We start from the raw sequence: 18,804 nt of genomic DNA, 5'->3' as shown, positions 1-18,804 counted from the left end.
TTCCTGGTTCTGATTACCTCAATTAGAACTCCAGTGACTGCTCATAACCGGGGTCCACGATGCAGGCTTCCGCCAAGGCCTCGCTCAAAGGATCGATCTCCTTAGCGCTGAATCCAAGATGCAGATGGCGTCTCCAGCCCTCGGCATGTTCAAACTTGCCCGACAGGCTGCCGATCTTCCGTGACATCTCGTCCATGCTGACCAGATAAGAGTCCATGCCCTGGCTCACATCCAGCCAGTCTTTCTGAGACTCATGTGCCGCCAGCGCCGCACGTTTCTGCTGATGCACCGGGGTGGTGTCCACGTACTGTCCTGCCCGCACCTGTCTGCGCAAAGGATCACGCAGACCATGGGGCAAGGCATGGTAAACCGTGACGTCGTGGAAAAAGGCAGGGGTGGCCGGTTGGGTGACGAAGTTGGGGATGCCATGGGCAAAGGCCGCCGTCACCGCCAGGCGCGCTGCATTCATGTGGTCCTCCATGTAATCGGAAAGAGCATGAGTCAGGACGATGGAGGGCTTAGTCTGGCGCACAATCGCGGCCACCTTACACAGATGATCAGGTGTGTAAGTGAGCATGAGATCGTCAGAGATGGGCGGATAAAAAGCCGCCTTCAGCAAATCCGCCGCATTCTTCGCCTCCTGGAGACGGGTGGCGGCGGTTGTCGGTCCGTCCATCTGGATGGAGCCACCGTGACCGGTGCAGAGGTTGCAGTAATGAAGATCCCAGCCGCGCTGTTGCAGCATCAGCAGGGTACCTGCGGCACAAAATTCGATGTCGTCAGGATGGGCGAAGAGGGCAAGAACAGAAGGGCGGTCCATGGTTGGGTTGTGGGGATATAAAAAGCTGGATTACAGGCGCACCGGACGCCCCAAAGCGGCGGACTCATCAGCGGCAAAAAGGATGCGGAATGTCTGGAGGGCATCATTCAGGCTGGTAAGCGGCATTTGCTGGCCTTCCCGGATGGCTGTGAAGAAACTTTGGAACTGGCTCTGATACGGATGATCTTTGACATCTCCCGAGTCCAGCATCGGGAAAGCAAGCTGACTCCACTGTGCTTTGTCGGTACGAAGCTTGGTACTATGAAATTTGTTATCCAGCAGAGAGCCTTCACTGCCAATGAGATGTGTCCTGAAGTAATAAGGCTGAAGGCAGTCCACCACAGCGGCACATTTGGCCACTTTGCCCGAGCGGAACTTGAGCAGGGTGGTGCTGGCCGTCGGGTATTCATAAGGGGCAAAAACGGGGCTGCTGGAGCGCGTGCTGTAGCTGGTCACCTCCTCCACGTCCGTGCCCATGAGCATGAGCAGTGCGTCCAATGCATGGCAACCAGCGGTGAGCAGGGCACTCCCACCATTCTGTTTTTGGGTGTTCCAGCGGAACTGGCCATACCAGGGACCGATGCCGTGATAGTAGTCCACCTCAGCATAATGGACATCGCCCAGCAACCCTTCATCCAGCATGGCCCTGCTGGCCTGCATCTGGGCGGAGTAACGTACTTCAAAACAGACGCAAGTTTTGATCCCGGCTTTATCCGCAGCGGCGGCCATTGCCTCACAGTCCGCCAGATTCATGGCGATGGGTTTTTCCACGATGATATGTTTTCCGGCCTCTGCAGCTTCGATGAACTGGCGGGCATGAGTGGCGGGCAGTCCGGTGATATCGATCACATCAATGGAGGGGTCGCTGAGGACCTCGCTGTAGTCCGTGGTGGTCCTAATTTCACAGCCGTACGTCTGACTGAGTTCCGTCGCGTCGAGCGGTCGGGAACTGCATATCGTGCTGACGGTGGCCATACCTGTCTGGTTGATGGCGGCGATGTGGGCGGAAGCGGCCCAGCCGTGTCCGATGACGGCCACGCGAAGTTTGTCTGAGTTGGGTAGGTTCATTGAAGAGAATAAGAGGACGGCATGGCCAGATCAGATCAGGCCACGCGTCGCATGCTGAGAGAGAGAATTATCGTGGCAGGCTGCTGCGGGCCCGTGGGTTCTGACTGCGTTCCAGTTGTGGGTAGAGCATGTCCAAGGTCTGCTGCCGCAACCATCCGCGCAGGGAATCACTCTGGACTCCCAAGTTCGTGGCGATGTCGCCGATCTTAGCCCCGGCTCGCATCTGGGCCCGGGCGGATGAGAGGATGGCTGCTTTTTCAGCCGGGGAATATCGGGAAGCACGTGGCATGGCAGTAAAATTAATGGTTAGGCAACCGGGCGACGACGACGCATCCACAAGCCAAACACGCCACCAAAGATCAGGCTGGTGCGGCCAGGCTCCGGAATGATAAAAACGGTGCTGATGGTGCCATTGGTGATGAACTGACTGATATCCCACCCGTAACCGGAGCCTGCGATATTTGGGAGATCGAAGCCCAGATTGTCATCGCCATTGCCAAGCAAAAAGTCGCTGTAGGAACTCGATGCATAACGGCTGGCGAAGGTGGTGGTGAGATTTGCCCAGTCCAGCAGGTTGAATGTCTCCTCGGATGTCGGCACATACCCAGGTGCGGTGATGGTGAGATTTCCATTGAAAGTGAGCGTGCCTCCTGAGAGGCCATCGAAGCTTAACAGATCCCCGCTTCCTCCAGGATTCAGACCGAGAAGCGTCGAACTGCCGGCTGCAAAATTAAAGCTGCCACTGCCAGAACTGGGAGTGAATCTCAAAGACCCGAAATCCGTCGTAGCCAAACCATCCCCGGCATGGATGATCGAGCCGCTTTGGGCCGTGAATGAACTGCCACGAACGATTCCGGTGCCAAGGATGGTCCCTCCCGTCTCCACGGTGACAGACCCGGTGCCAGTGCTGCCCGCACCCGCTCTGCCGACCTGCAAGACACCACCGCTGACGGTGGTGGTGCCGGTGTAGGTGTTGGTATTGGTCAGGGCCAGTGTGCCAGCACCCTGCTGGACGAGTTTTCCAGTGCCGGAGATCACCCCGGACATAGTCTGCACGCCCGCCGTGGCCGAGCCGCTAAAAGTGGAATTCACGCGGAAGGTGCTGTTGGCCGAACCGATCGTAATGTTGCTGGCCATGGTGCCCACGATGCCTGGTGTGTTATCGCTGTTGGCGCTGGTCATGACACCGTTGCAGGTCAACTCCAGAGTCGTGGCATCCGTCCCTGTCCCGACGATAAAATTACCGAGATTGGGTGCGGGATTAGCGCCCGTTGTCATTCCATTGACCTTCAGTGTTCCACCGCCTTGGACCCGCAGACCGCCCGTTCCGCTCGCCCCTGCCGACAAACTGGTATAGTTACCAGCCACCTCCACGGTGGTGCCGGAGGCGATCCCAAAAATGCGCGTCGTGCCTCCACCGCTTCCCATGTTTCCGCTGATGGCGATGGTGCCGGGCAAATCGACGTTGCCAAAAGTTCCCAAGAAACTGCCTGGTCCATTGCCAAGACTGACATTGGCATAAATGGTGCGCGTCGTTCCTGTCAAATTGGAGGAAATGGTGGAGCCAGCCGAAAGCGTCAAGGTTCCCCGGGTTCCGGTGACGCTAGTATTGATGTCTCCACCAAGACGCACATCAAGCGCAGCACCCGCGGTGGTCGCATTTCCGCCAAAGTTCATGGTGGCGTTATTGGCGATCGAGCCACCGTTTGTCAGAGTGAAGACTGGTATGACAGGGGTGGCATTGAGAGCCTGAAGGTTGACATTGCCAGTAACGCTCAGAGTGTTGGCGATGACATTTGCATTGATTTGAACGGTGGAAGTTCCGTTGATGATCGCATCATTATTATCCACCCAGGTCTGATATCCGTTGTCGGATCCTTTGTCCCAAGTGCCGGTGGTAAACCATCCTCCCGTTCCGGCATTCGACGCTCCATTCGCCGTGCTTGGCAAGGCATCCCACCAGAGGCTGGCCGCCTCCAAAGGGGATTGGAGAAGCGCCAGCGTCAGCAGAGAGGCGGGACATTTCTTGATAAGATGGAGTGCTGACCGGAGGCACGCATGATGCAGGATGAGATGGGCCATGATGAAACTTGAGGGGATTGAGGTTTCGTGAGGGCGGCAAAGCACTTCTCCTTTCGCGTCTTCATCGGGGCGGTGAAGGACGTTGGGGAGACGTGCTGTCATCAAGCGGATGTCCTGGCGCTTCCTTCGGTTGCAAAAATTGCAGGCACCCGCCAACTTTTTTGAAAGACCCGCGTTTCCTACGCAGCGCGCCAGCGCTGGAAACACTCAATGGCTTCGTATTGAGCCAGCCCCAGGTCATCATAATGCCGGGCGGTGGCACGGTCACGATCTGGAGCCTGCACCTCCAGGGAAGTCAGTTGCTGAAACCGGCCCAGTGCACGCTGCTTTCTTTCCATCTGCGTGGGACTCATTGGCACCGCCATGTCGATCTCATGCGGAGCAAAAGGCTTTTCCTTGCCTGAGTAAATCCAGATGCTGCACGCGCTGCGCCAGTCTTCCCCCATGCATTGTTGCAAGGCCTGCATCACGATGGAAAAAGTCATTGCAGACACCGAAGAGGGGTCCGAGCTGTGGCCAGTGAGATAGATTTGGTTAGGGCGTTGCTGCCGCAGAAGTGATGCAACGGCGACCACGTCTTCCTCAGTGGTTTTGAAGCGGCGATAACGTCCCTTTTCATAGAAAGGCAAATCCAGAAAACTCACCTCCGAGGAGGCAATGTGAATCGCTTGTGCGGCATCCCTGGACTCACCACGCAGAATGAGAGCCTTCAGCCGCCGCAGCAGTTCCGGGTCTTCGCCGACCTCGCCTTTCTCGGCAAGGATTCGCAGAACTTCATCGGCATACGCCTTTTGGGGAAGCCATGCGGCCGACTCATCCGTGCTGATAGCCAGCTCATTCAGCGTGCCTGCGAATTTATCCGCTTCACTGTCACTCACCCGAAGGGAGCCACTGGTCAGATTGGCCAGATAGACATGGTTTCCCTGGTCCTGTAGACGCTCCATGGTGCCTGCCATGGCCACCACGGCATCCTGGGGTTCTGGGCTGAAGACCAGGCATTGTTTGGGGTAGGGCTTCGCCCGTTCAGGCCTGTAGGTGTCATCTTCGTGGGGTTTGCCACCTGGCCAGCCTGTGATCGTGTTTTGCAGACGATTGAAGATGCGGATGTTCAACTGATAAGCCGGGCCCTGCTCGCTCAGTAAATCAGACAGCCCGTTCTCGTTGTAATCTTCATCCACCAGTTTAAGCACCGGCCTTCCCAGTTTCTTGCTCAGCCAGCAGACCGCACGCATGGATTCCGCCGGACTCCATGAGGCAGGACCGACGAGCCATGGCAGCTTGAACCGCACGAGTTCTGAAGCCGCGCCTTGATCGACAAAAAACCGCGCGTCTGGATGCTCCTGAAGAAAGGAAGCGGACACCGTATCCGTCACCGATCCTTCGACAGCCCTAGCGACGATGCCCGCTTTATTTTCACCCCAGGCCATGAGGGCCAACTTGCGCCCACGCAAAATCGTGCCGACGCCCATGGTGATGGCAAAGTGAGGGACGTTTTGTTCTCCCCGAAAATCGCCCGCCGCATCCTGTCGGGTAATGCGGTCCAGGGTGATCCGCCGCGTCAGGGATTCCTTACTCGATCCCGGTTCATTGAAGCCGATGTGACCCGTCCTTCCAATTCCGAGGATTTGCAGGTCAATACCACCTGCCTTCTCGATCGCTTCTTCATACTCACGGCAATGAACGAACACTTGGTTCCCTGGGACCTGACCGCTGGGAATGTGAATATTTTCGTTGGGAATATCGATATGGTTGAACAACTGTTCCGCCATGAAACGCGCGTAACTTTCCGGATGTTCAGGGGCCAGACCGTAATATTCGTCCAGGTTGAAAGTAATGACGTTCTGGAAGCTGAGACCTTCCTCCCGGTGGAGGCGGATCAGTTCACGATAGAAGGGCACTGGAGTGCTGCCAGTGGCGAGCCCCAGGACGGCATTTCGTCCTTCTGCCTTGCGGTATTCAATCAGTTGTCGCACCTCAGCAGCCAGCTCACGGGCTGCGGCTGTGGGAGTGGCAAAAACGTGAACGGGGATTTTCTCGAAAATTTCGGAGTGAGAACGGGTGGAACTTGAAGATGACATAACAATGAGTGTGATTGCGTGAAAAAGGTTCGGCTTCGCCTCCTCCTCAGAGGGCTCAGGCTAAGCCTGTGAAGACGAGGGTCCTATTGGCGCACAGGAGTCAGGACCATGTTGCGATAGTCGATATCGCTGTGGTCTCCCTGAAGCATGATCGGGCCTGCCTGTGAGTCATCACTGGTCAGAGCACCTCCGGTGCAGCCGAGTGCGGGCTGGTTGTCCATCAATGTCTTGCCATTCAGGACCACTGTGACATGCCGGGCCACCAGGATGATCTCCAGGGTCTGCCATTCCCCCGGAGGCTTTTCCGCTGCTACCGCAGGTGTGATGCGGGTATAGAGAGCGCCCATGTGATGAGAATTGAGCGGTTTGCCAAAAGACTCGGCGATCTGGATTTCATAAATCCCGCGCAGGTAGATGCCGCTGTTGCTCTCCGGCAGGGTGCGCACCTCCGCGGTCAGCTTGAAGTCATTGAAGACCTTCTGAGTCCGCAAATTGCCATAGCGTTTGCCATTGATCTTGGTCACCCGGTTTGAGAGCACTCCGTCTTTGACGGCCCAGCCGTTGGGTGCGCCTTCTTCCACCAACTGCCAGCCGTCCAAGCCGGATGGCGCAATGAGTGGGACGGGATCATCCCACTGCACTTGATTAAGGTCCGGGCGTGCAGGAATAGCCGCCAGACGCGCTGCCTCGCAGACGCCCTTTTCGATCTCCGTTCCATCCTCTTTAGTAATGACCGACGTGATCCTGAGCCCTTCCTCATGCACCGTGGCGGTAAGTGTTTGTCGAGTGACACTTTTTTTGCCTGGGATCGTGCGCTGGATGTTCAGCACACCTTCATTCACAAAGACCATGTCGGCGGGTAGCACACTGCCCCGGCCCCACAGCACCTCAGCGGAAAGATGGCCAGCTTCCTCTTTGACGCCAAGCCAAGCTGCCTGACCAGCAGGTGTGGTCAAAGCCCATCGCCCCAAAAAGGGATGATCGTCGGCATTAAGACAGGAGGCGAAAGTAACAAAAACGACAAGGGCTAACAAAAAGGACTTCATCAGAGGGTGGTTGGTTGGGTTGGAACCGGTGGTTCACTTGCCCATGTCCTACCTCTGATGAGGGTTGCATAAAAAATGCTGCGTCCGCTATTGTTTGGGCTGTGCCCAGGCAGGTGTGCCGAACCATTGGTGCATCTCCCCCGCAAAGGGGGCGACCACTTCAGGAGCCTCAGGAACGGCTCCCCGGTCACCTGTTTCGACCATCCAGGCATCCAATGCCGCACGCAGGCGGATCAGGGCCTCGCGATGAGTGGGCTCCTGAGATCCGGCAAGATTATTTATCTCATGCGGATCAGCCTCTGTATCATAAAGCTCCTCGCATGGGCCGGTGCGCTGCATGAGTTCCAAGGCAGGTCCGGTGAGCTTGCCCTGGGCATGCAGGTCTCTCATGACTGGCATGATGGCAAAGCATTTTTCCTTATAACGGTTCAGTGAGGCAAAGGTGGGTCCGCTGGAGATGGTGCGGATGTAATGATACCGTTCTTCGTGTACCGAGCGAATGCGCTGCTGTGTTTCATCAATGCGGTCCCTGGCGGAGAAGGCAAAGGTGCGGGGGGCCTCTGCGAGGTCCCCTAAAAAGACGCGGCCCTGCATCAAGGCTGGTTTTGGCAATCCTGCCAGAGCCAGCGTCGTCGCCGTGACATCGATCAGGCTATGAATGCGCTCATCCACGGTCCCTGCTTTAATCTGGGTCGGAGCAGGAAAGTTCTTTGGCCATTTGATGATCATAGGCACCCGCAAACCGTTGTCATAGCACCAGTGAATGCCACGAGGCTCCAACTGGCCATTGTCACCGAAGAAGATGATGATGGTATTATCTTCGAGACCCTCGGCACGCAACTGAGCCAGCACTTTGCCAAACCGAAGATCCATTCCGGAGACGGAGTTTAAATAACGCGCCCACTCCTGCCTCACCACCGGGTGATCCGGATAATAAGGCGGTGGCGTCCCGCTTTCGGGTTTGGCGTGCTGGACATGGATGCTTTCCCCCACCCATTCGACTCTCTCTTTTTCCGCACTCTTCCGGTCATAGATGTCATACTCGTTTTCCTCAGCATTCACGACTGCGAAAAAAGGCTGGCGATTCTTCACCGTTTCCCATGCGCTGGAACCTTCATGATAGATGGAGCCTTCGTTGACATAATTCAGGTCTAGTTTCCCAGTGCCCACCGTGTCCTGCCCGACGGTCTTAATGTTGGCGGTATAATATCCTGCGTCTTTGAGACGATGAGTGACAGGCCTGACGCCCTCGGGAAGCCTGAAGTCATCATCACGATGGGAGCGCATAGGATGCGTATCCGTCGTGGTCTGATACATGCCCGCAAAGAAAGCTGAACGGCTGGGCGCACAGGCTGGGTTGGTGGCAAACACCCGTGTATAACGCACCCCTTCTGAGGCCAGTGCATCCAGGTTGGGTGTGTGGACATTCTTGGCACCATAGCAGCCGAGGTCATGAGAGAGATTTTCCCCAATGAGCCAGAGGATGTTGGGTCGGCGCATGCTTTCAGCAGCATGCGAGGCCATAGGCAGCATCAGGCTCAGCCCGAGCGATAAAATGAATAGTCTGTTCATTGTGGCATTATCGGATGTTCTTCAATTCTTCCTCCAACTGAGTGCGGAGTTCGCCCAGCCGGGCCTGATGCGCGGTGTCCTGGGCCAGGTTGTGCCACTCATGAGGATCAGCCTGGATGTCATAAAGCTCCTCTTCGCCACTGTGGTAACGCAAGTAGCGCCAGTCGCGAGTCGAAAGCGCATGATTGCCCGGATCAAAGGCGGTGATGACGCCGCGTCCGGTTTCCAAAGCAGGATTCTTCATCAGCGGAACGAGGGACTGACCAGCGACGCCTTTCTTTTCAGCCAAGTTGCAGACCTCGATCAAGGTGGGATAGAGATCCATCAGGCTGACAGCTTCTGCACAAACTTTTCCACGTGCGGCCTGAAAGCTGGCGGGAGGCACGATAATCAAAGGCAGGCGGGTAGAGGCTCTCCAGCCCGTCCATTTACCCCAGTGTTGCTTTTCGCCTAACTGCCATCCGTGATCGCTGAAAAGAATGATCCAGGTATTGTCGGCATGAGGGCTGGCATTCAGTGCCGTGACCAAGCTGCCAATCTGTCGGTCCACATAGGTGATGCAAGCGAGGTAGGCGCGGACAGCCTCTTGCCATTGATCGTGGTCGGTCACCAGTTTGTGAGTGCCTGCGGTGATGGGATCCAGCGCAAACTTCCTTCCAGCCTCGCCGATATCATCCAAGTCGTCAGGGATACTGGCGGGCAGTTGGATGGCTTCAACGGGCGGCAGTGAATCAAAATCCTGTTGAGGGGCAAAGAGGGGGATGTGAGGCCGGTAATAACCGACGCCGAGAAAAAAGGGTTTGGCTCGTTTCTCTTCGATCTTTTTCGTGGCCCACTGAGTGACCCGGGTATCGCCCATTTCTTCGTCTGCGACATCGACCGGCCCCCAATCAAAGGACTCGCCTTCATTGCTGTCAGGATTGCGCTCGCTCGGCAGGCCATTGAGAGGCAGTATCCAGTCGCGACCACCAGGGCCGTTTTGAATCAGGTGCCTCGGCTTAGCGCTGCTTTTGGTGGGAAGCTCAGCGTCGATGTAACGGGCCTGCTCCTGAGTGAATGGACTCCAGCGGTTTTCGGTGTCGTAGTAGTCATCAAAGAACTGGGGAGATGCCGAGTGGTACAGCTTTCCCGCCCCTAGCGTTTCATAACCCGAAGCAGCGAAGTGCAGGGGCATCTGCCATGACTTGGCCGGTGCCTTGCCCTTGGTCTTTCCCCAGTTGCTAAAAACACCGGTCTGGTCGGGATAGCGACCGCTAAACAAGGCCGTGCGGGAAGCCAGGCATACAGGAGCAGCGCAGTGGGCGTTAGTGAAGAGCATCCCGCGTTCCGCCAACCGGTCGATGTTCGGTGTCCTGGCCTGTGGATGTCCTTTCATGCAGCCGATCCAGTCATTGAGATCGTCCACGGCAATGAAGAGGACATTCGGCTGCGGGGGATTTTCCTCAGCAAGCGCTGTGAAACCAAGCGCGAAGGGCAGGAGGATGAAGGGCAAAGAAGATTTCATGCGATGACAAGGGCATAACAAACGATGCAATCTACAATCAAATTTCCCAGCCTGGGCGATACTGGCGAGTGACCATGCCGTGGGCTGCCTCGTGATTGGTAATCTTCAAGGCCTCGGCATCCCATGTCAGATTCTCCTTGGGGAAGACCGTGGCGATGCACCCCAGGAGGACGGCTTCGGTAAGAGGTGCCGCATAGTCAAAATGGGCGGTGGGGCGTGTGCTGCCACCTTTCAAGCAGCAGTCCACATAATCAAACCAGTGATTGCGCGGTTGCAGTTTCGGGTAACGAAAGCCCGTGAATTTTTCACGCGGATAAAGCATCGGCGTGCTGGTATGCTGGTGCAGCAGCACACCTTCTGTCCCAATATAAATGCTGCCCTGATCGGGGAACTTGCCCTCTGGAACCAGAGAAGTGATAGCCACAGGGGGGCGAGCATCACCATCATACCAAGTCACCTTGATGGTGTCTTTTTCAGTTCTTTCCGTACCTTTGAAAGTGTATTCGACCACGCAGTCGGTGGCCCAGTTCACTGCATTCAGTGGAGTGGCTCCCAACGATTTCACCGCGATTGGCGCGGCCAATTCCAGTGCACGAAACCAGCCACTGAACATGTGGCAGCCCATGTCTCCAAGGGTGCCAGTGCCAAAGTCACGGCGCTTCCGCCACTCTTTGGGATGATAGTAGCCCTCGATATACGGACGGTCCGTGACGGGGCCTAACCACATGTTCCAATCCAATTCCGCAGGCACAGGGCTGGCACTGGTCGGCACTGGCTCCATATCACCCCATTTCTTATTCGAGAAAGTGTGCACCTCCTTCACCTTGCCGATGAGCCCGAGGTGCACGAGTTCCACCGCATAACGCTCCGTAAAATCGGATGATGCCTGGATGCCCATCTGCGTCATCACGCCCTTTTCTCGCGCCTTGAGCATCAGCTTGCGACATTCGTGCAATGTTTGAGCTAGCGGTTTTTGGCCATACAGGTGCTTGCCCAGGTCCATCGAGCGCAGCCCCATCGGCGCATGCATGTGGTCGGGGGTGGAGACATTCACAGAATCGATGCTATCCCCCTCTTTCTCCAACATTTCCCGCCAGTCCTGATACAGCTTGGCCTTGGGGAACTGCTTCTTTATTTTGTCGAACTGTCGTGTGTCCACATCACAAACCGCCGCCAACTCCAGCATGGGATGGTCCGCCAGAGAAACGATGTCACGCCATGACATGCCCCCGGCACCAAAGGCAGCGTGACGAAGCTTGCCGTTAGGCGAGGCAGCCCGAAGTCCGCTGGTGATGAAGGGTGCGGCAAAGAGACTGGTACCGGCGGTTTTCAGGAAGTGACGACGTGAAAAAACAGTGGGTTGGTTCATAAAATGTGTATTGGAGTAAATAAAGGCTGAGCAGTCCCGCGTTTAGGGTTGGGCTGGGGCAATAAAGTCTTCCAGAGCTGAACGTTCGCTGCCGATTATGACATCGGTCACATAGACAGTCTTGACGGTGACAACAGGTATTTCAGCCTCAAAAGCCTGGTGCTTTTCATCGGTGTCCGTGTGCCACACTGGATGATAGATGCCGGTCTTCATGTAAGGCGTGTATTCAACACCGATGGTGCCATAGACATTGGGACCAGCTTGATCGAAGACCCTCTTGCCGTCCTTCCAGATTTGTATGAGTCCATCCTCTTTCGGAGACCATTTCGCATGGACGACCCAGGAGACCCAGCCACCTCTGCGCACACGCTCATTCAGCTGTTCACTGCGCCGCGTGGGGCCCTCCTGCGGGGAGCCGAAGCTCTGTCTGATGAACCATCGGTCATTGCTCACCGAAATGGCCAGATTTGGATGAGTCGGCTGCCAGTTTCCAGGAATGCTGTGCCACTGCATGACGATGTCGTGCGCTTTTGCAGGATCGAAACCCCAATCTTCAGGGATAAGGATGCGGGCGGAATACCACCGCTCTTGAAAACCATCTTCGTGAGGCAGCGAAATTTCCGAGCGGAAAGAATTCGGGGCACGTTTGACGGTAAAGCGTGCAGCCTTGGCCCCATCTGGCAACCCTGGCGCATCCACCACCTGAATGCGCTCGGGGGAGGCAGCAGGCAGGGCATAACGATCATCCTCAGAGATGTTCCAACGCTCAAGAAGTCCGCTCTGGAAATCATCTTCGAAGATGAGCTTTTTGTTAGGCTCAAACACATGCTGAGCCCGGATCTTTTTCGGCGCAGGGGTGGCACCGGAGTGATCAAAAATTGTCGTCCATAGCAGAGGCTGGGTGATCGCATTGTTACGCCGGATCTCAAAGTCTTCCGGATCAGGCTTCAGCTCACGCCACAGTTTCAGATACTTGTCTTCATGAAAGGCAAGACCACTGAACAACAACGCGGGCTGCCTCACCGGCCAGCCCTCCCAGGCATGGATGTCCGGCTTCAAAGGCCAGCAGGTTTTGTCGGCCAGATAAGGGTAAAGAAAGGCCACTGCCTTGGCCATGCACCTGCCGTCTGGAGTGGTAAAGGCCCAAAGATTGTCAGACTCACTGGACAGCAGCTGGCAGAGCGCGGCCATGTTATCGAGCTGAAAGATCGAGTAGGCGTAGGGTTTGGTGCGGCCCAGCTCTAAAGGAAAGCCGCCATCGGCAGCCATCTGCACAGGCACAAACACCTCTTTAAACTGCCTGCGGCATTCCCGCAGAAGCTCGATGTCCTCCGTGAGTGTAGCAAAGGCGGCGAGCTGCAGCCAGTAAGCCACCGCATGATTGTTCCTGGCCTTCGCCTCGTTCCTGCCTTTCCCGCTGGTTGCAAACCAGGAAGTGTAATCGGCGAACCATTGCCGCAGATTCTCAAAGATGGCAGGTTCCATGGCTGTGGAATTCCGAAGCGTCAGCACGGCCAGTGGCACCTCCACCAAATGCAAGGTATCAATCAGACCCGTACCGCGATCCGGCGTCGGCTTCCCCACGATGGTCTGGGCATGATCCAGACTGGGCTGCATCCGAGTTTCTTCATCCAGGAAAAAGACCTTCAGCATCTGCACTGCCTTCTTCGCATAACGCTCGTCCTGGGTCAGGGCATAAGCCGCTGCTAGCGCAGACGTGGCATCCCGCATGTCCATGAGGGCCTCGCGATGTTTGTTGAAATTGCCAGGATTCGACTGGCCATCCCGCATGATGTAGGGCTTACCATCCGGCTTCGCCGGATCAGGCCAGTAGTAGTCGCTCATGGAGAAAAACTCGTTAGGCCTACCTTCGCTCAAAGGGGATTGATTCTGAGTGATGCTCACCGGCACCATTTTCAGCGCATTGTCCGCCAGCGAGAGAATACGCCGCCGATCCTGACGGGCCGTGATTTCCTGTCCCGAGGGGGCGGCCTGGGCAGGCGAAAGAACGAGGAGGCCAAGGATGGCAGTGCAAAGGGATCTCATAGCGGGTTGGGCTGACCGCAAATGTCCTGACTCTCCGTACGGTTGCACAGTTTCCAAAAAACATGGTGGATGCTCCAGACGCCCCCACTCACCACCTCTTGTTCACTCCGCCGTATCTTTGATCACGGAGACCTGGAGTTCCTCGAATGAGAAGTCACCTCCTTGACCATTGGCCACGCGCACCCCATCAAATCGCAGTCCCGGATCGGTCATCCCACGGACGACCGGCAGCCCCTGCACCCCCCAGCCGCGAAAAACCTCAAAGGTACCCGTGCGCTGACGGTAACGCAGGGTGAAAGTCTCTTCACTGCCCTGGATGGCCAGATTGTAAGCCGGCTTTTTCTGACCTTCGCCAGGCCTCCAAAAGTTCCTGCCATAAGCCACCAGTTCCCATGAATAGGAGTCGGTGTATTTATCACCGAGGAAGAACATCTCGCCATCTCCATCAAACAGACTGACTCCAGCAAATCCTTTGGAGTGGAAGAGGGACATGGGCGAGGCCGACTTGAAACTGACCATGATGACCGCGTTTTCCGAAGACTCGATAGGGCGGGTAAAACGGCCCATGAGGTGCGTGAAGCTCGACTTCGCAGCAAAGCGCCCCTTGCTGATTTGCGGATCTCCCTCCAGCACGGTCCAGGTTCCCTTCAAAGGCTGCCTCTCCGTGAAAGGCTGATCAGGCACAGCAGCCAGTGATTCCTGGAAAACAATCTCCGGCTTTTCCATCATGGCCAGAGGGTCCATCAACGAAGTCCCCGAAACCACCTGCACCGTCTGCTGATTCGCACGCCGCATCAGTTTTTCCCCCGCTTTCAACTGCCGCACAGGAATCTCACCCAGGCGCTGCCTGACCTCCACCAGACCTTGCTCCACCTGGACTTGATGTTCCTCTTCGTCCACGGATACCGTGAAGACAGTGCCCAGGTCCACGACCTCCATTTCTGGCAGATCCACCGTAAATCCCTTCGCCGCCGGAGGCACCCGAAACCAGCCTGCCCCATGGTCCAGCTTCAACCGATTGGCACCTGTGATCGCAAAACGGGACGGACTTTTCAGCACCGCCTCCACACCGCTGGGAAGACGTATGGAAACCGAACCATCATTCATGATAACCCCGTCCCCGAACTGAAGCCTTCCATCATCCGGAAGCCGGGCCAAAGTGGTATCAAAGACCGAGGCCGCCGAAAACTGAACACTTGGAAGCCCACTTCCATCTGCGAGTGCAGATCCAGGAGGCGAATCATAGCGCCAAAACAAACCAATGGCGGACAGCAGGATCACGGCAGCCGCAGCCCAAACCAGTGCCTGACGTGCGTTTGTACGCCACCTCGCAGCCTTCGGTCTGGCTGGCCAGGCATGGTCCCTCAACAGCGATTCCATCCGCATTTTCTCCAGGTAGAGAGACAGGATCTCCGGATCTGACTTCATCCAGGCCTGCACCTCCTGTGCTTCCTCAGCCGTCAGACTGCCTTCGATCAGCCGATCGAGCCTGCGGTTCAGTTTGAAAGGATCTTCTGGAGGAGTGGGGATCATGAGTTTCCAAGGCGTCGGTCAATGCAATCACGGAGGGCGTCCCGAAGACGAAACAAACGGGCTTTTAAAGTGCCAGGCCGGGTCCCTTCCTGCTCAGCATATGTCTCCAAAGAAGTCTCGGTTGCATAACGGGCATGCAAAAGATTTCGGTCCTCCGTTTTCAACAGCTCCAGGCACTGGCTCAGCGCCGCATGGGCTTCATCGGTGGGGATGGGCTCCATCTCCATCCAGCGCCTGTCGATCTGCTCCACTAATTCGTCATCCAGCAGAATCACGGGGGAGCGTGCCAGCTTCCGGCGCTGGTTTAGCACCAGGTATTTGGCCGTCTGAAAAGCCCAGGCTTTGAAACGCGTGCCCTCCATGTATTGGTCACGCTTCTCCCAAAGCTTGATCATCGTATCCTGTGCCAGATCGTCCGCGCCTTCATAGCCCGGCATCAACGAGCGAACGTAAAAACGGATGGAAGCCGAATGCTCCGACAACAGACTCTCAAAGCCTCCCGATGGCATCAAACTCATGCCTGGCTCAGATGGAGGAATGGATTTTTCATTGCCCATGCGTCTAGATTGCCCGACCCCAAGGCATACAAAAGTAACGTGAAAGGTAGAGCGTCCAGACCTTTCTTCTCAAGGAAGCTAAATTTCTTTGTGCCCAAATTAAAATCTTGGAAATCGGCTATCAGGCCCGCTCGCGTGAATCATTCAATGAATGAAATTGGTGTGAAGATTGGGAAAGTTTGGAAAGAGTTCTATGGTTCGCTTGCTGGCTCATCCTCCCACATCAGCCTCGCCATCCGGGCGGATCACAGTCGTGGGGTGGGGTTCTGAAGGAGGCTATCAAAGCAGGATTCCAGCCGGATTGACAAATGTCACGGCCATCGGCCTAGATCCTCGGTGAATCCCGTGTAGCCCTTGTATGTGGCTGCGTTGCTCCGAATCAAATAGACCTAGCACATAGCATTTCGAATAGGCAAAGAGGCGTGCCATTCGAAGCCGGGCGGAAAAGGTGGAGCCCACCCTGCGCTCTGCGAGCTTCGGAGGGCATTCTTCACCTCCTAAAGTCGGCGAAGAATGGCGGTGGACTATTCTGGGATCGAAATGGTCTCTCTGAATTCCCTGATAACGCGAATTTACACGGACATTCGGAGCAAAAGGTAGGTCATTGTTGATTTTGGAGCCTCTCGCCTCTCTCCAAGGCGCTGATTGTCAGTGGTTTTGGACGCCCAATTCCCGTGTTCCCTGTTATCAGTCTTTGCAGGATATCTCGCTGCGGGCGTCTGCAAGTGCACCAGGTGCCCTTCAGGCTGCCAGTCCCGCAGGTCAGGGGGCAGCAGCAGTGGCGTGTCGTGGTTAATGTACACAAAGCAGGCCATAGGACTTTTTAACACTTCTGGCGCTTGTCAAAGTCCGACAGGCTGCTTGCGCTTATGAACATGAGCACTTGAGCAAGGGCGGCAAGCCGCATTGCTCAAGCCGCGTGTGGCATAGCCGGTGCGCTCTTCAAGAAGAGGCGGATGCTCATCCTAGGAGATGAGATTGCGCAGTTTGAGGATGCCGGTGCTTTTGCTGGATACGACCTGCTCGTGCTCAAGGGCGCTGAAAAGACCTCCTCCTCTCTCTTGCGGTAGCGCTTCATGTCCTATCGATGCACTGGTTTCTGCCCGATGAAAGTCCATCCCTGGCAAAATAGGTTTCCAGAGGTGCCTTAAAGAAAAATTTATTTACAAGTCGGTCTATATGCTGCTACGGGATTTCTGCACCTAATGAAAATGCGATTACCTTATGTTTCAGCCTGCGTTTTGCTCTTTTTGAGCACGTGAACTTGCAGCTCAAGGGGGTGCGGATACTGATGGCGATGGTATTTCAGACGCTTATGAAATAGAAAATGGCTTAGATGTAGCGAGGAATGATCGGTTTGAAGACACCGATGGCGACGGCTACCCCAATTTGGCAGAATACAAAAAAGGAACACCGGCTAATCTGGCAACAGGACTGACGCCAGACATCATTGTGCCAGATGATTTTCCGACAATAGCCGCCGCCGTGGCTTCGCTCACGGAAGAGGATTCAATCATCCTGGTTCGTGCCAAGCCAAATTTGGCACCGTATGTGGAATGCGTCGATAATACTGGCCTTGATGCTAAACGGATATTTATCATTGCAGAAGAAACAGACGCTTTTAAAACGGTTATCCAACTTCCGGCCGATGACGCAAATGACTTTGTAATCGCGAGTTCACGCGATTTATATCTAAGCGGTTTTCGTGTTATTGCATCAGGAGAAGGATTGGCTCCCCGGACCGCTATTAAGTTGGTGGGCGACGGGGTTCACGCTGTCGTCCTCTGTGTAACCCAAGGCGGGCTGCATGGCGTTCACAGTATAGCAAACACCCAAAGTAAACTGGATGTCGTCGGATGTCTTCTTCAAGATGGCCTTACTGCTGGCATTCAAATGAACAATCAGCATGAAGCACGTGTCGCATTCTCGACTATCGCAGGATTTACGGCGGCAGGCGGTGAAGGTACAGGGGTGGGCATCAAGACTCTCGGCACGGATGGGAATTCATCGATTTCGGTTACCAATTCCATTTTGTGGAACGCAGGGATTGAGTCGGAAGTGCATGACACGCCGGATGATGACCAGATCGCATCGGTTTCAATTAAGTATAGTGATGTGCGTGGTATTGAAGTTCCTTATCCGAATGTGAATCACAATCAGGATGACACGCCGGGACTGATTCAGGGAATGCTGGCGTATGGCTCTGCCTGCATCGACGCAGCATCAATCGCGGATTCCGACCCTCCTGCCCTTACTAATGATATCCGCGGTAGGGCGCGAGTCGTTGGCAGCAATGCTGATGTCGGTGCCCATGAATTTAATGCGGAGGCAGTGGAAGAGGACCTGGATGGAGATGGTGTCCCCGACAGCCATGAGCTGTATGTCACAAGAAGTCTTTTTTATAAGGTGGACTCAGACGGGGATGAAACAAATGACGGCACGGATGCAGCACCGATAAATGACTCCGTCACTCAACTTGAAATCGTCATCACTAAACCAGTTGCTAACTAACCCCCACTGTCCAGATGAGATATGTTCTTGTTATATTTGGAGTAATGGTGCTTTCAGGATGCTTCAAAAACGAGCCTCCCAAGCCTGGAGCTGCTGAGATAACCGATCCTCCTAGTGTGCCCGCACAGTTGCCCGACGTCCCTCCTGGCCCAGCCATTCATACTATGGAGACTGACAAGCCAGGGCAAACACTAGATTCTGGCACTTCAGGACGTGTTCAGACACCAGCTTTAAGAGAGACGGCCCGCCAACAGGCAATGAAAGAATTGGAAAAAATACGGTCACAAGGGGCACCAAAGAATAACCCCTAATTGATCAGCTGGATCTATAATTTTATGAAGTTAATGTCTTTTTCTTTGCTGGTATTGTCATTTTTGTTGCTTGCCTGCGAGGCTTCAGCTCAAGGGCAGAATAGCCAGAAATGGTTTCATCGGCTGAAGACTGAGCCTGTTGAAATAATCAATGGCCAGCCCAATCCTGAAGCTGCGCGGGTGTCGGCCATGGATGATCTTTCGGGGCTTCTGCCACCAGGAGATAGCAGCGCACCTTGGTCTGAGCCTGGCACAGGATGGTCATTGATTCCTTTGGATTATCAGAAGGGCATTGGCTTGCCAATTA

At 55.3% G+C, this 18,804-nt stretch carries 13 protein-coding genes; 1 reads left to right on the top strand and 12 read right to left on the bottom strand.

Annotated features, from left to right (window positions below; translation table 11 throughout):
- Positions 1-22: 22 nt before the first annotated feature.
- From EI77_RS11045 to EI77_RS10990, 12 genes are all read right to left on the bottom strand, one after another.
- Positions 23-820, bottom strand: coding sequence for a PIG-L deacetylase family protein (locus tag EI77_RS11045; protein WP_133795321.1), 798 nt, complete (start codon positions 818-820; stop codon positions 23-25).
- Positions 821-850: 30 nt separating this feature from the next.
- Positions 851-1,888, bottom strand: a complete 1,038-nt coding sequence (locus EI77_RS11040; RefSeq protein ID WP_133795320.1) for a Gfo/Idh/MocA family protein — start codon at positions 1,886-1,888, stop codon at positions 851-853.
- A 67-nt stretch (positions 1,889-1,955) separates the two neighbouring features.
- On the bottom strand, positions 1,956-2,177 hold the full coding sequence (locus tag EI77_RS11035; protein ID WP_133795319.1) for a transposase: 222 nt from the start codon (positions 2,175-2,177) through the stop codon (positions 1,956-1,958).
- 17 nt (positions 2,178-2,194) lie between these two features.
- Positions 2,195-3,970, bottom strand: a complete 1,776-nt coding sequence (locus EI77_RS11030) for a beta strand repeat-containing protein (protein ID WP_166647186.1) — start codon at positions 3,968-3,970, stop codon at positions 2,195-2,197.
- A gap of 179 nt (positions 3,971-4,149) precedes the next feature.
- On the bottom strand, positions 4,150-6,048 hold the full coding sequence (gene nagB / locus EI77_RS11025) for a glucosamine-6-phosphate deaminase (protein ID WP_133795317.1): 1,899 nt from the start codon (positions 6,046-6,048) through the stop codon (positions 4,150-4,152).
- 83 nt (positions 6,049-6,131) lie between these two features.
- Entirely contained in the window at positions 6,132-7,004 is an 873-nt protein-coding gene (locus tag EI77_RS11020; RefSeq protein ID WP_243838792.1) for a 3-keto-disaccharide hydrolase, read from the bottom strand.
- A 177-nt stretch (positions 7,005-7,181) separates the two neighbouring features.
- The gene (locus tag EI77_RS11015) at positions 7,182-8,594 is read right to left on the bottom strand and encodes a sulfatase family protein (RefSeq protein ID WP_166647185.1); all 1,413 of its coding nucleotides are present in this window, start codon (positions 8,592-8,594) and stop codon (positions 7,182-7,184) included.
- Between the two features lie 79 nt (positions 8,595-8,673).
- Entirely contained in the window at positions 8,674-10,170 is a 1,497-nt protein-coding gene (locus EI77_RS11010; protein ID WP_133795314.1) for a sulfatase, read from the bottom strand.
- A gap of 37 nt (positions 10,171-10,207) precedes the next feature.
- Positions 10,208-11,539: a Gfo/Idh/MocA family protein gene (locus EI77_RS11005; protein ID WP_133795313.1), complete on the bottom strand. Its 1,332-nt coding sequence runs from the start codon at positions 11,537-11,539 to the stop codon at positions 10,208-10,210.
- 42 nt (positions 11,540-11,581) lie between these two features.
- Positions 11,582-13,585 (bottom strand): alginate lyase family protein, encoded by a 2,004-nt coding sequence (locus EI77_RS23335; protein WP_166647184.1) that lies wholly within the window; start codon positions 13,583-13,585, stop codon positions 11,582-11,584.
- A 102-nt stretch (positions 13,586-13,687) separates the two neighbouring features.
- The gene (locus EI77_RS10995; protein WP_133795312.1) at positions 13,688-15,118 is read right to left on the bottom strand and encodes a FecR domain-containing protein; all 1,431 of its coding nucleotides are present in this window, start codon (positions 15,116-15,118) and stop codon (positions 13,688-13,690) included.
- Positions 15,115-15,636, bottom strand: coding sequence for a sigma-70 family RNA polymerase sigma factor (locus tag EI77_RS10990; RefSeq protein WP_243838788.1), 522 nt, complete (start codon positions 15,634-15,636; stop codon positions 15,115-15,117). The genes EI77_RS10995 and EI77_RS10990 overlap by 4 nt, the downstream gene beginning before the upstream one ends.
- A gap of 1,428 nt (positions 15,637-17,064) precedes the next feature.
- Between EI77_RS10990 and EI77_RS10980 the strand changes: the two genes are divergently transcribed.
- A complete protein-coding gene (locus EI77_RS10980; RefSeq protein ID WP_133795309.1) occupies positions 17,065-18,186 on the top strand; it encodes a choice-of-anchor Q domain-containing protein in 1,122 nt (373 codons plus the stop codon).
- Positions 18,187-18,804 lie beyond the last annotated feature (618 nt).

Source organism: Prosthecobacter fusiformis, assembly GCF_004364345.1.
Lineage (GTDB): Bacteria > Verrucomicrobiota > Verrucomicrobiia > Verrucomicrobiales > Verrucomicrobiaceae > Prosthecobacter > Prosthecobacter fusiformis.
The sequence above is the reverse complement of the archived record's forward strand: the minus strand, read 5'-3'. Positions and strand labels throughout refer to the sequence as shown.

What these genes read in the sequence shown, in the direction of transcription:
- nagB (WP_133795317.1), bottom strand. Translation starts at nt 6,048, where the DNA reads ATGTCATCTTCAAGTTCCACCCGTTCTCACTCCGAAATTTTCGAGAAA.
- EI77_RS11015 (WP_166647185.1), bottom strand. Translation starts at nt 8,594, where the DNA reads ATGCGCCGACCCAACATCCTCTGGCTCATTGGGGAAAATCTCTCTCAT.
- EI77_RS11035 (WP_133795319.1), bottom strand. Translation starts at nt 2,177, where the DNA reads ATGCCACGTGCTTCCCGATATTCCCCGGCTGAAAAAGCAGCCATCCTC.
- EI77_RS11045 (WP_133795321.1), bottom strand. Translation starts at nt 820, where the DNA reads ATGGACCGCCCTTCTGTTCTTGCCCTCTTCGCCCATCCTGACGACATC.
- EI77_RS23335 (WP_166647184.1), bottom strand. Translation starts at nt 13,585, where the DNA reads ATGAGATCCCTTTGCACTGCCATCCTTGGCCTCCTCGTTCTTTCGCCT.
- EI77_RS11010 (WP_133795314.1), bottom strand. Translation starts at nt 10,170, where the DNA reads ATGAAATCTTCTTTGCCCTTCATCCTCCTGCCCTTCGCGCTTGGTTTC.
- EI77_RS11040 (WP_133795320.1), bottom strand. Translation starts at nt 1,888, where the DNA reads ATGAACCTACCCAACTCAGACAAACTTCGCGTGGCCGTCATCGGACAC.
- EI77_RS11030 (WP_166647186.1), bottom strand. Translation starts at nt 3,970, where the DNA reads ATGGCCCATCTCATCCTGCATCATGCGTGCCTCCGGTCAGCACTCCAT.
- EI77_RS10990 (WP_243838788.1), bottom strand. Translation starts at nt 15,636, where the DNA reads ATGAGTTTGATGCCATCGGGAGGCTTTGAGAGTCTGTTGTCGGAGCAT.
- EI77_RS11005 (WP_133795313.1), bottom strand. Translation starts at nt 11,539, where the DNA reads ATGAACCAACCCACTGTTTTTTCACGTCGTCACTTCCTGAAAACCGCC.
- EI77_RS10995 (WP_133795312.1), bottom strand. Translation starts at nt 15,118, where the DNA reads ATGATCCCCACTCCTCCAGAAGATCCTTTCAAACTGAACCGCAGGCTC.